Raw genomic sequence first — 11,990 nt, forward strand, 5'->3', positions numbered from 1 at the left:
CTCTGAGATGATGGGTACGTTGCCAAATTATGAGCTAGAGGAGACATGCTATGAAGAAAATGAAAGCAAGAACCAAATGGCTGGTGCCGATTCTCGCCCTGCTGCTGATTCTGTCAGGCTGCCAAGCGGTTGGCGGCTTCGATGTCAATAAGGCACTGCTGGGGGATCTGGATGTTAAATCCTCTGAATCAAGCACTACGATGACCCTGAGCGCTGTTCCTGCCGCAGGCATCACCGCAGAGGACCGGGAAGTTGTTGATCTTATTAATTCCTTATCACTTACGCTCGGCCATGTGAAGGTTCAGGATAACGGCAATGTCTCGGCCACGGGAGTTGTGGGTTACAAGGAGTTCAAGATTCCTTTCTCCCTCTTCACCGACCAGAAGAACCTGGTCTTCACCGCAGAAGGCGCGAAGCAGCCGTTCTACATGCCGCTTCAGAGCAATGAAATGTTGCTTGGTCTGGAAGCAACCGATCCTGCCAAGACCTTGGAATTCACTAAGCTGGCCTCCCAGTTTGTGATCAAGAATCTTCCGAATCCGGGTGCGATCACAGTGACATCAGTAAATGAATCCGTATACGGCCAGCCAACCAGCTTGACGAAGCTACATACGGAAATTACAGGAGAAGAGCTTCCGGTATTGCTTAAGAGCTTCCTGAGATCTGTGTCTAAGGATACCGAAGGCTTCACTGCCCTGATCAGCGGTCTATATGATTATATGTATCCGCTGATCAAAGACAGAGCTGAAGATCTGAACAGCATTGGTCTGGGCGATATTCCGTTGGAGGATAAAGAAGGGGTAGTCACTGTAGTGCATGATGCAGCTAAGCTGGCTGTGGATGCTCTCCTGCTGGTCTATGACAAGCAATTGGAGAACCTCTATGAGACCACTCCTGAACTTAAGACTGTTCTAGGCAAGGATACCAAGCTGAGCGCGGATATCTTCGTGGACAGCGGCTTCCATGTCCGCAAACAGAACATCGACTTCAATGTTGCTCTTCCGGCCAGTGAAGATCTGCCGCTGCAGAGCATCAACATGAAGCTGGTATCCGAGACCTGGAATGTGAACGGTCCGGTAACGGCTGATGCGATCAGCACAACAGGTGCAATTGATTACTCCATGGGAGATCTTACTCCAGGGGAGACCCTGAGAAGCTTCGAACCTAATTCACAGGTATATAAGCTGCTCAAAGAAGAGATGGGAATCACCGCTAAGAGCGTGATGATCGCACCGGACGACGATTATTATTATCCGGTTGTGAAGAATGGCACTACCTATGTTCCGCTGCGCTATGTCGCAGAGGATCTGGATGCTAAGGTAGAGTGGGATGGACCTAACAAGTCGATCAAGGTTACCGACGATGTATACGGTGATCAGCTCGTCTTCAAAATCGGTTCCGCGCAGGCACAAATTGCCGGCAAGACCGTGAAGCTTCCGTTAGCGGTATTCTTAGATGAGTACGGAGATGCTAATGTGCCGCTGCGTGTATTGGCCGAAGGCCTGCATGCTACGGTTGAAGTAGATGATGACGGCTATATCTGGATCGAACGTCCGTAAGAAGTAAGGCAACAGTCAAGAAGCCGGGACCCCTGAGCAATCAGGCGGTTCCGGCTTCTTTTGATAGATAAGAATTTATGTGTTTTGGGGTCCCGCAAAGTACCTGAGTTATCATCGAAGCTAAATCCCCACTTTGTGGGGTTATTTTGTGCTGGAGGTAACGGGTGCATCCTTGACAATATAGGTTTACTGCAATAGACTTAACATCAGTAGGTCTACTGCAATAAACTTATAAGGAGTGAACAGGATGGAACCCTACAAATTATATGATGCCGAATATAAATTTGCTTGCCTGATCTGGGACCATGAACCGATTAATTCCACTGAACTGGTGAAGCTGAGTCTAGCGGTACTGGGCTGGAAGAAGTCCACGACCTATACCGTGTTAAGAAAGCTATGTGAGCGGGGAATTCTCAGGAACGAGGGGGCTATGGTCACCGCCATCATCCCGAAGTCGGAAGCACAGCGGCATGAGAGCCAGACGGTCGTGGACAAAGCCTTTGGCGGCTCGTTACCGCAGTTTTTGACTGCTTTTCTCGGGGATAAGAAATTATCGGCCAAGGAAGCGGCGGAGCTGAAGAGGATTATTGAGGAGGCCTCCCAATGACGGACCTGTGGATCAGTATTCTGAACATGAGCATTACCGCCAGTTATGTGGCCGTCGCCGTGATGCTGGCGAGAGTCCTGCTGCGGCGCGCTCCCAAAATCTTCTCCTATATGCTGTGGTCAGCAGTAATGATCAGGCTGATCCTTCCGGTTAGCTTCACTTCAAGCTTCAGTATCCTGAAGCTGGTAGGGCCTGCGGGCTCGTCCGGCACAGGGCAGCTGCAATTCGTTCCGAAGAACATCGGGATGCAAGCACAGCCTGCGGTGGATACCGGAACAGCTTCTCATGGAAGTCTGTTGAACAGCCTGCTTCCGCCGGCTGCACCTGCAGCAAGCGTGAATCCGGTGCAGATCATCCTGTGGGCCGGCAGTATGATCTGGCTGACAGGCGCTATAACACTGCTGCTGTACAGCGTGTTCTCTTATGTAAGAATCATGCGCAGAGTCCGTACGGCAACCCTGGTGAATGGGCATGTTTTTGAGACCGACCAGATTATGACTCCTTTCGTCTTCGGCTTCTTGAAGCCAAGGATCTACATTCCGGCCGGAATGAGTGAACAGGAGCTGTCCCATATTCTGCTGCATGAGCAGACTCATATTGACCGACGGGATTATCTGGTCAAGCCGCTTATGTTCCTGCTGGTCATTCTCCATTGGTTCAATCCGCTGATGTGGCTGTCTTTTGTGCTCATGAGCAAGGATATGGAGATGTCCTGCGATGAAGTGGTGATCCGGAAGCTGGGTCCGCAGGTTAAAAGCAGCTACTCAGGCTCCCTGCTTGGCTTCTCAGCCCGCCGGAGCGGTCTTATGACCGGCAGCCCGCTGGCTTTTGGCGAGAGCAGTGTGAAGGCCCGGATCAAGCATATTCTGGCGTACCGAAAACCGACTTCAAGGAGCATGGCCGCTTGTACCCTGCTTATTGTGATCTTGCTTATTGGATGTACAGCCAATCCGAAGACGGTGGAGCCCCCGGCGCAGGTGTTAGATACCGGTTATGCGGTGGATCAGCTGCTGGAGAGCAAAACAAAGTATATTGGGGACGCCAGCAAAGTCACAGCGCTGCTTGGTGCAATGCCGCTGCCGGAAGGACTGGAGAGGGCAGGCATTGAGCTGACAACCGGCTCCCGCCCATATGCATTAACCGTCAATTATAAAGTAAACGATATTACCGGAATGTGGAACGATGAGCTTCAGGCAGTAAGCCGTGACCCTCTCCTAAAGAATTCGGTCCTGCTGTTCACCCTGATCGATAATGCAGATATCATTCATTATTCGCTTGCGGATGAAGGGATAAGTTACAGCTTCACATTTACCAGAGAAGAGGTGGATCAGCTGCTGGGCGAGGATGTCCGTCCGTCTGGAGCGGATGAAGCTGGCCTCCGTAAGCTGATCGACCGGCTGGATAGTGTCAAGCTTACACCATAGAATCATTCAGCCCTGCAACTAGCGTACAGTGAGGCAATACGCACATTTACAAAACATTTACAGAACACTGCTGTACCTTTTATCTAATGCTTGAACTCGGATGATAGTCTGGAATGAGGTATACATTCTAGAGTCAAGGGAGCAATAGGTATGCAAGCAGAGAAGCAGGCGGTGCCGGAAAAACAGCGGAAGGGCAGGGCCGGGGCGTTACTTGAGGTTCTGCTTGTATCCGCCAAACTGGGTCTTACCTCCTTCGGCGGACCGGTCGCCCATCTGGGTTATTTCCACAATGAATATATCCGCCGCCGGAAATGGATGGATGAACGAAGCTATGCGGATCTGGTAGCGCTCTGCCAGTTCCTTCCCGGTCCGGCGAGCAGTCAGGTGGGGATTGGCATCGGAATGGTGCGGGCAGGCTGGCTGGGCGGGTTGGCCGCTTGGCTGGGCTTCACTTTGCCCTCTGTCCTGGTGCTGGTCGCTTTTGCCTTCCTGCTTCAGGGCTATGATATTGCTGGTGTTGGCTGGATTCACGGACTGAAAATCGTAGCTGTTGCGATTGTTGCCCAGGCCATCCTTGGCATGGGGCAGAAGCTGACCCCGGACCGGGAAAGAGTGACCATCGCGGCTATAGCGGCAGCTGTTACATTATCATGGCAGACCGGCTACAGTCAGATTCTAACGATTGCTGCTGCGGGCATAGCCGGGTTATGGCTGTATCGCCACAGTCCTGCGGAGAGCTTGACGAATGTTCCGGTCCCTATTCGCCGGTCGTCCGGTGTCGTTTGTTTAGCATTGTTCGGCTTACTCCTGATAGTACTCCCACTCCTAAGAGGGACGGCTGAGACGGGAGGAATAGCGATATTTGACAGCTTTTATCGTTCCGGTGCTTTGGTATTCGGCGGCGGACATGTCGTGCTTCCGCTGCTGGAACAAGAAGTCGTTCCTGCCGGCTGGGTGAGCCAAGCCGATTTCTTGGCGGGATACGGGGCCACGCAGGCTGTACCGGGTCCGTTGTTCACTTTTGCAGCCTATCTTGGAGCAATGACCGCCGGTGTTCCCGGGGCCATAATGGCCACGCTCGCGATTTTCCTGCCAGCCTTTCTGCTGGTTGCAGGCGCACTGCCTTTTTGGAACAGCTTAAGAAGGAGCCCCCGGATTCAAGGAGCCTTAACCGGAATCAATGCCGCTGTGGTCGGCATCCTGCTTGCCGCCTGGTACGATCCCCTGTGGACGACAGCCATCCTCGCGCCGCTGGACTTTGCCTTGGCTATCATTCTGTTTGTAATGCTGGTCTTCTGGAAGCTGCCGCCTTGGTTGGTTGTGGTGGCTGGTGCGGCGGGTGGAATGGTGGTCGGGGGAATGTGATCGTAAGGCTGCCTAAATCTAAAGGATACTAAAATAGTTTGCTCTATATAGAACTGGCCGTTGCAACTTTGCAGGGTCAGTTTTTTGTTGTGGTTTTCTTTTTGCCACCAGAATCATCCATTCCTAACATTGTAAGCCCATTGATCGTATGATAAAATAATAAAAAGAATATTGAAAAAGGTAACCAAAATCAAAAAAAGAGAGGACAAATCAATTTGACTCAAAATGATCTAAAAATAGGTCTTTCCAATAAAGAAGGTCAATTAGGGTTCATGTCTGCAAGAGGAGGTCCGCGGGAGGGAGCAGGCCGCAAGAACATAGGTGTAACGAAAAAAGTCTCGCTAACCTTAACTAGTGAGCTTTGGGAGAAGGTAGAACAGCATTGCGCAGAGCATAAATTGTCCCGGTCGGAGCTTATCCGATCTCTGATTGAGTCTACCGATTTGTAATGTAGCTTATGGAAGCGGGTGAAGTCAGTGCGGATCAACGTAAGCAAGGATATTCTTCTCAAAGCTCTTCAGCAAGTGCTTAAGGCTGTACCGGCAAACCAACGGATTCCCATACTGGCAGGGGTTCATATACAAGCTCTATCCAATGAACTAATAGTTACGGCAAGCAATAGCAGTATGACTATCCAGTATCGGATTCCCGGGGAAGATACCTCTTTGACGGTTCAGAGAATTGGAGAAGTGGTTGTACCGGCAAGGTATTTCTGCGAAATATTACGGAAGTCTGATTCTGGGATGATTACTTTGGAAGTCGACAGATCCTTACGGCTCACTATCTCCTCAGAACATACACAAATTCGGTTATGCGGAATGGATGCTGTAGATTATCCGGCTATACATCCTGCTGAGAATCATGCTGCACTTAAATTAGCAGTTAATAATCAACTATTGAAGGCTTCCATCCTACAGGTAGCAGGGGCGGCTTCTTCATCAGAACATCGGCCTGTGTTGACCGGGGTATCTTTTCAGTATCGAAATCATCGGCTACAGTTAACGGCTACTAACGGTATCCGTCTGGCTTCCCGGACTATTGATGTTGAACATAAAGCTGAGATGGATAAGCATATTATTATTCCTGGCAGAAATTTAGTTGAAGCGGTAAAAATCATGGACGGCGAGGACAGAACAACAGAAGTTGAAGTAACCAACCGGCATGTTAGATTCACTGCTAACCATATTATGGTTCAATCTGCTTTAATTGAGGGAGAGTACCCGTCCTTGCACCATGTGATTCCGCATACTTTTATATCAGAGATTACAATTGGAACAGCTCCTCTGTTAAAAGCGGTAGAACGGACGACGGTATTGGCGAGTGAAAGTATTATAAGGTTAGAAACCGCTGCCGACAGACTACGTTTGTTATCCCAAACCGCAGAAATCGGAGATATTGAGGACGAGGTAGCTATATTCGAGAAGAAGGGGGAGGATTTCACGATCTCGCTAAATGGAAAGTATGTTGCAGACATCCTTCATGGTACGAGTAGTGAGTTCATACGCTTGAGATTCACCGGTAAAATGAGCCCGATAGTCATACACCCGTTGAATGATCTTTCTTCAACTTTTTTTCTAATTACTCCAGTGCGAACCGCAAACTTAGCAAGACCTAATTCAACATAATAACAGAACGCAAAGAAACAGTCTATATTTTTTTCCGGGAATGGAATAGAGTGGAGTAGCCGGCAATACAAGAAGAAGTGGAGTGTGGTTCCTTGAAATTTCATTGTCATCTGGAGGCTGCTGCGTTGCAGGAGTATGTGGAGAAGGTCTTAGGCACGGGTTATACCGTCGTTAAGGTCAGCAAGATGGAGGGCGGTGCCCAGAAGGTGGTCTATAAGCTCGACTGCAGCAATGGGTTCTCCTGTATTCTGTACGTGTGGGACCTTACCATGAATTATTTTCAGGAAGAAATTGTTAATCATAACCTGCATGCTGAGTCCTACGGGAGTGAATTATTTGCGAGCAATAACAAGTTCCTGATGGAGCATGCGATCCGCACACCAATACTCTATGATCTGAACAGAGACAGAGACCGGTACGATTTCGATTATGCGCTGGTTGAATATGTAGCCGGACAAGATGCCGGGGGGTATTACAAGCATCCCGACCGCAAGGTTCAGGATAAGGTCTTCCAGCAGGTGGGAGAGATGATTGGCACCATGCATAGGATTCAGAGCAGAACCTACGGTAAACCGGATCAGACTGCGCCTAACAACAAACAATGTCATCTGTATCAATTATACAATGGGATAGAACAGCTAACTTACGCCGCAGCGCATGTGGAAGCAATCCGCAAGAACCAAGGGAAGCTACTCGACAGGCTATACAACCTGGAGTCTAAGATAGTACCCCGAAACAGCTACGGATTCATTCACGGGGAGCTTGGCCCCAACCATGTGATCGTAACGGATCAGCTGGAGCCTTGCCTGATTGATATTGAAGGAGCCGAATTTTATGATATTGAACACGAGCACAGCTTCCTCGAAATGCGTTTTGGGGAGTACTACCGCTATCTGAACGATGTTCCGCTCGATGAGAACCGGAAGCTATTCTATAAGTTCCATCATCATCTCTCATTAATCTCAGGCGGGTTGAAGTTAGTTCACAGAGGCTTCCCTGACCAGCAGCTCGCACAAGGAATTGCCGATCATCATACGGATTGTGCACTTCAGTTTATAGAAGCATAAGCTTGGAACAAGCCTCTCTTTCGTATACCGGAAGGGAGGCTTTACCTTTGCTATTGTGTAGTCAGAACCATCTCCAGCGAGGTATTGCTCTCTTCTGCGTGCTCCGCCATACTGCGGATATATCCGGACATGAAGCCGCCCTCCATACTCTCCCACAGCTTGAATCCCGGCATCGCCCGGATCTCCTCCAGCGAATCAGCAGCGTTCCCGGCAAAATACTTCACGTTCAACTTCGACATCACCTCAGCCATCGACTGTTTCTGCGCTTCTGTGAAGCTGCTCTCCTTCAGCCGGCTCATCGCTTTGTCATACGAATTCTCTGCGAAAATCTGCTCCGCATACGCTTTGAAGTTCAGCAGGTGCGGATCGGTCTTGTGGTTGGCTTTGGCCCAGCCTTCAACATCTACTTGAGCGGTGCGGTAGGTCACGGCCCGTGAAGCGGGATCGAAGGTCATTCTGCCAAACTGGTGCGGATTCACCGCCATGGCGCTTGTTGCAATATCATAGACAGGCAAGGCCGGATCGATCGAGGCTTCTGGAGGATCGCGGCGGATATCCTGCATATGAATATGCCCGGATAATACCAGATTTAGACCGTTCCGGCGAAAATCCTTCATCGTTTCCTGGCCGTTATTAAGTTTGAACCCGGATACGGCCATGGAGGTATGGCTCAGCAGATTATGATGCATCACGGTAATCACAGACGCATGCTCCTGAGCGGCCAGCTTCACATTGTCGTCAATCCAGGCAAGGGTGGAGGGCAGAAGGCGCCCGTCGGTCTGTGGAAAATTATATTCTTCATTATGCGTATACTGCGCACTGTCAAGCATCAGCAGCCAAAGGCCGGGTGCGGCCTTCACCGCATAGCTTAAGCTGTCTGCATCCCGCGAGACCGCCTCGTTATATCCGAAATCGTCATAGATGCGCAGGAAATCCTCTACATTAATATGCTTGGCAACGACCTGCTTGTCACCGTCGAACGATCTGGCCCAGGGGTTGTTGATATCATGATTGCCCGGAGTCACGTAGACGCGGGTTCCGGCAGCCTCCATCCGGTGCAGCTTCGCAGCCAGCTCCTTATGACTGCCTGCTTCCCCGTTATTGGTGAGGTCACCGCTCAGAATGAGGAAGGCGGGCTTGTTCTGTTCCACGTCCCGGACCAGAGCTTCGGTCAGCTCATCGCTGTAAGGAAGCATTTTGCCATCGCCGCCTGTGACATAGGTCTGGAAGGCCTGACCGCCGTCCTCCAGGGCTTTGTCCAGATAATGCGTATCGGTGGCGACCCAGAAGGATACAGGTTCTCCGGGTTCTGTAGCAGGGGTCACGGACCCGGCGGCCGCTGGAACAGCGTTCAAGGCAGAAGAAGCGGAGTCTTCACACCCGCTGAGGAAGAGAAGGGAAGAGAGGAGCATTATTAAGATGAGCTTCACCATATGAGTTGTGCGGTTATGAAGCGGGACGCGCATAGCTTAACCTTCTTTCTGTATTTTAGCTGAATTATTGTAGCTTATTTATGACCGGGTTGTATATACGATATGTTAGCCGTTGTTTCTAAACCTCCAGAATAGCTTATAGAAAATAGTGGAAGGTGCATAAATGAGAGCAATTCAGCGACACTAAGAGCGGATATACAAACAAAGAGCTAGTACAGGAAAAAGTTGTGAATGATGTGTTGTATTCAGACAGGAAAAGTGTTATGATTAAAAAAAGTAAGTTACTTAATTAAATGGAGGTAGTTATTTTATGTCTAAGACTTTTTTTGAAGCGGTAAAAGGCAGACGTTCCATATACGCCATCAGTAAAGAATCCCCAATCTCTGATGAACAAATTCAGAAGATTGTAGAAGAGGCTGTTCTACATAGCCCAACTTCCTTCAACTCGCAAAGCTCCAGAGCTGTAGTATTGCTGGGCGAACAACATGATAAGCTGTGGGATATTACAGCAGAAACCCTGCGTAAGATCGTTCCTACTGAACAATTCGAAGGCACAGCTCAGAAGCTGTCCTCCTTCAAAGCCGGCTACGGCACTGTGCTCTTCTATGAAGATCAGGCAGTGGTGAAGCACCTGAAGGAGAACTTTGCACTGTATGCTGAGAACTTCCCGATCTGGTCCAACCAGTCCTCCGGAATTCTGCAATTTGTAGTATGGACCGCCTTCGCAGAAGCAGGTCTGGGTGCATCCCTACAGCACTATAACCCGCTGATCGACGATGAAGTGAAGGAGACCTTCGGTATTGCTGCAGACTGGAAGCTGATTGCCCAGATGCCATTCGGTAACATCCTGACTCCTCCAGGCGAGAAGGAATTCCAGCCGATTGAAGAACGTGTGAAGGTCATTAAGTAAGAAAACCCTGCGATAAGCAGTTTAGAACCTCCCTGATCCGGCTAAGTATGAATATAGCCAGATCAAGGAGGTTTTTGTCATGCTCAATCTGCATGAACAATAATTGAGGCAGACATCTGAACACAAATAAAGAGGACTGGCGTTCCCGCTTGTCCTCTTTATTGTATCCTTCTATATTGTTATAGCTTGTACCATTATCGCAATCTTTATTTCGTAGCAGGAGCTTCCGTTGCAGCAGCCGGTGCTTCACTGGCTGCCGGAGGAACGGATGCATCCGGTTTATCGGTCAAAGTATTCGTGATTTTGGCACTCTTGTTCAGATCCGCCAACCAGGTAGCCGACATCTCAGACACTTTTTGTGCCGTTAGGGTCTTTTTGATCTCGTCTTTCTTCTCAGCTAGCGTATATTCCTTGGCTTCCTTGCGGTCGGTAACCTTGATAATGTGGTAACCGTATTCGGACTTCACTGCACCGCTGGTTTCGCCAACCTTCAACTTGAAGGCAGCATCGGAGAATTCTGCAACCATGTCTCCGCGTTTGAAGAAGTCAAGATCGCCGCCCTTGTCCTTGGAGCCGGTATCAGCGGATTTTTCCTTAGCCAGTGCGGCAAAGTCTCCGCCGTCTTTGAGCTGCTTAACAATGGCTTCGGCTTCTTCTTTGGTCTTCACGAGAATGTGGGAAGCGCGAACTTCCTCTTCTTGATTGTATTTAGCCTTATTCTCGTCAAAATATTTAGAAATATCAGTGTCGGTAATTGTGATCTTAGGTTCGATCAGCTTGCGGATCTCAACCTGGAGAGGCATTTGCTTCTTCAGATCCTCAATCGTCATCGAGCTCTGCTGCAAGGCGTTATTGAGCGCTTCCTCGCCGCCGAACTGGGTTTTGAGATCTTCGATTTCCTGATTAATGTCAGCATCGGTTACCTTAATGTTAGCCTTTTTGGCTTCCTGGCCTACCAGAGTGGTAGTAATGAGGTTTTGCAGGGTGGATTCCCCGCCGGCTTCAACCAATTTATCATACAGCTGCGCTTTGGTGATGTCTGTTCCGTTCACGGAAGCAACTGCAATTTTGCTGTCATCTTTCTTGAAAGGCTGTACAATCAGCACTACGATCAGCGCTGCGGCGAGTACAAGCGACGCAATCATCCAGCCTTTGCCGCCGCCGGATGGAGCAGGTGAGGAAGGAGGAGTGCCTCCGCCGCCGACTTTGTTCATTACGGGAACGCTTTCTTCAACTCTTGGAGCTGTTCGTACAGGTTCCTGCGGCACTGGGGCTGTTCCAGCAGGCTCGATGCCTTCTTCCGGAGTAATCACAGAAGCGTCGTTCTCTTCCGGCGTAATGCCGTTTTCTAGCTTTTCATTTTCATTGAAATCTTTTTTGTCCATTATAATTAATGACTCCCTTCAATATAGGTGGTGCCTGTCTTTCTACAACTTTACCAGAAAACAGAATTCCAAACCTTAAGAAAGTATAAAAAAGCACAATTACTTTTTAAGATTCCATTAAGAAACAGGTGAAACACAGGAAAAACCGGAGCAGCACGGGTGTCCCCGTATGCGCTCCGGCCTGATGAGAGAGACTGTAATGATTCGAATAGAAGAGTACCCAAGCTGCAAGATGTGTGCGGATAACGCCTCCGGCTTAGGAACTCAGTCCCTTAAGCAGATGGCGGATGTTCTCCTGCTTACGTCTTGGAACCCGTACAGACTTCGCATAGAGGCCCATCTCACCGAAGTAGATGCAGTCATCCTCGATGGAACTGATCTTGTTCAGGTTCACGTAGCAGCTCCCGTACACATGGTAATAGCTGTTGCTCGACAATAAGCGGTTCAATTGCTCGGCAGTCATTCTCTTTTTAATATTGTAGTTTCTGCCGTGAAAAATGACCAGGTCATGGTCCCCGACCTTAAAGAACAGAATGTCTGTCTCCACCTCGAAGTCCTCATATACATTTCTGGCTTCCAGCAGGCTGCTCATTCGTGTTCCCCCTTTATTCTTGA

Annotated in this window: 11 protein-coding genes; 8 read left to right on the top strand and 3 right to left on the bottom strand. The window is 49.4% G+C overall.

Annotated features, from left to right (window positions below):
* Positions 1–50 precede the first annotated feature (50 nt).
* The 7 genes from MKZ07_RS04455 (at position 51) to MKZ07_RS04485 (ending at position 7,647) form a co-directional block, all read left to right on the top strand.
* Positions 51–1,559 (top strand): copper amine oxidase N-terminal domain-containing protein, encoded by a 1,509-nt coding sequence (locus tag MKZ07_RS04455; RefSeq protein ID WP_341024715.1) that lies wholly within the window; start codon positions 51–53, stop codon positions 1,557–1,559.
* Positions 1,560–1,806: 247 nt separating this feature from the next.
* Entirely contained in the window at positions 1,807–2,166 is a 360-nt protein-coding gene (locus MKZ07_RS04460) for a BlaI/MecI/CopY family transcriptional regulator (protein WP_036694457.1), read from the top strand.
* Positions 2,163–3,590 carry a M56 family metallopeptidase gene (locus MKZ07_RS04465; protein ID WP_341024716.1) on the top strand — a complete coding sequence of 476 codons (1,428 nt, stop codon included), beginning with the start codon at positions 2,163–2,165 and terminating at the stop codon, positions 3,588–3,590. The genes MKZ07_RS04460 and MKZ07_RS04465 overlap by 4 nt, the downstream gene beginning before the upstream one ends.
* A 150-nt stretch (positions 3,591–3,740) precedes the next feature.
* Positions 3,741–4,955 carry a chromate transporter gene (locus tag MKZ07_RS04470; RefSeq protein ID WP_036694454.1) on the top strand — a complete coding sequence of 405 codons (1,215 nt, stop codon included), beginning with the start codon at positions 3,741–3,743 and terminating at the stop codon, positions 4,953–4,955.
* 272 nt (positions 4,956–5,227) lie between these two features.
* The gene (locus MKZ07_RS04475) at positions 5,228–5,404 is read left to right on the top strand and encodes a ribbon-helix-helix protein, CopG family (RefSeq protein ID WP_256706306.1); all 177 of its coding nucleotides are present in this window, start codon (positions 5,228–5,230) and stop codon (positions 5,402–5,404) included.
* A gap of 27 nt (positions 5,405–5,431) precedes the next feature.
* Positions 5,432–6,580 (top strand): DNA polymerase III subunit beta, encoded by a 1,149-nt coding sequence (gene dnaN, locus MKZ07_RS04480; protein WP_036694452.1) that lies wholly within the window; start codon positions 5,432–5,434, stop codon positions 6,578–6,580.
* A gap of 137 nt (positions 6,581–6,717) precedes the next feature.
* Positions 6,718–7,647: a phosphotransferase gene (locus MKZ07_RS04485; RefSeq protein WP_036694570.1), complete on the top strand. Its 930-nt coding sequence runs from the start codon at positions 6,718–6,720 to the stop codon at positions 7,645–7,647.
* 50 nt (positions 7,648–7,697) lie between these two features.
* Here MKZ07_RS04485 and MKZ07_RS04490 read toward each other — a convergent pair whose 3' ends face one another.
* Positions 7,698–9,113, bottom strand: a complete 1,416-nt coding sequence (locus MKZ07_RS04490; protein WP_051493403.1) for a metallophosphoesterase — start codon at positions 9,111–9,113, stop codon at positions 7,698–7,700.
* A 277-nt stretch (positions 9,114–9,390) separates the two neighbouring features.
* On the opposite strand from MKZ07_RS04490, the gene MKZ07_RS04495 reads away from it, so the two are divergent.
* Positions 9,391–9,990 carry a nitroreductase family protein gene (locus MKZ07_RS04495; protein ID WP_341024721.1) on the top strand — a complete coding sequence of 200 codons (600 nt, stop codon included), beginning with the start codon at positions 9,391–9,393 and terminating at the stop codon, positions 9,988–9,990.
* A 206-nt stretch (positions 9,991–10,196) separates the two neighbouring features.
* Here MKZ07_RS04495 and MKZ07_RS04500 read toward each other — a convergent pair whose 3' ends face one another.
* Together MKZ07_RS04500 and MKZ07_RS04505 are read right to left on the bottom strand one after the other, a co-directional pair.
* Positions 10,197–11,375 (bottom strand): peptidylprolyl isomerase, encoded by a 1,179-nt coding sequence (locus tag MKZ07_RS04500; protein ID WP_036694447.1) that lies wholly within the window; start codon positions 11,373–11,375, stop codon positions 10,197–10,199.
* Between the two features lie 256 nt (positions 11,376–11,631).
* Complete coding sequence (locus MKZ07_RS04505) at positions 11,632–11,967, bottom strand: LytTR family transcriptional regulator DNA-binding domain-containing protein (protein WP_036694446.1); 336 nt, start codon at positions 11,965–11,967, stop codon at positions 11,632–11,634.
* Positions 11,968–11,990: the final 23 nt, after the last annotated feature.

Source organism: Paenibacillus sp. FSL P4-0338, assembly GCF_038002365.1.
In the GTDB taxonomy this organism is placed as follows: domain Bacteria; phylum Bacillota; class Bacilli; order Paenibacillales; family Paenibacillaceae; genus Paenibacillus_AQ.

What these genes read in the sequence shown, in the direction of transcription:
- MKZ07_RS04455 (WP_341024715.1), top strand. Translation starts at nt 51, where the DNA reads ATGAAGAAAATGAAAGCAAGAACCAAATGGCTGGTGCCGATTCTCGCC.
- MKZ07_RS04460 (WP_036694457.1), top strand. Translation starts at nt 1,807, where the DNA reads ATGGAACCCTACAAATTATATGATGCCGAATATAAATTTGCTTGCCTG.
- MKZ07_RS04465 (WP_341024716.1), top strand. Translation starts at nt 2,163, where the DNA reads ATGACGGACCTGTGGATCAGTATTCTGAACATGAGCATTACCGCCAGT.
- MKZ07_RS04470 (WP_036694454.1), top strand. Translation starts at nt 3,741, where the DNA reads ATGCAAGCAGAGAAGCAGGCGGTGCCGGAAAAACAGCGGAAGGGCAGG.
- MKZ07_RS04475 (WP_256706306.1), top strand. Translation starts at nt 5,228, where the DNA reads ATGTCTGCAAGAGGAGGTCCGCGGGAGGGAGCAGGCCGCAAGAACATA.
- MKZ07_RS04490 (WP_051493403.1), bottom strand. Translation starts at nt 9,113, where the DNA reads ATGCGCGTCCCGCTTCATAACCGCACAACTCATATGGTGAAGCTCATC.
- MKZ07_RS04495 (WP_341024721.1), top strand. Translation starts at nt 9,391, where the DNA reads ATGTCTAAGACTTTTTTTGAAGCGGTAAAAGGCAGACGTTCCATATAC.
- MKZ07_RS04500 (WP_036694447.1), bottom strand. Translation starts at nt 11,375, where the DNA reads ATGGACAAAAAAGATTTCAATGAAAATGAAAAGCTAGAAAACGGCATT.
- MKZ07_RS04505 (WP_036694446.1), bottom strand. Translation starts at nt 11,967, where the DNA reads ATGAGCAGCCTGCTGGAAGCCAGAAATGTATATGAGGACTTCGAGGTG.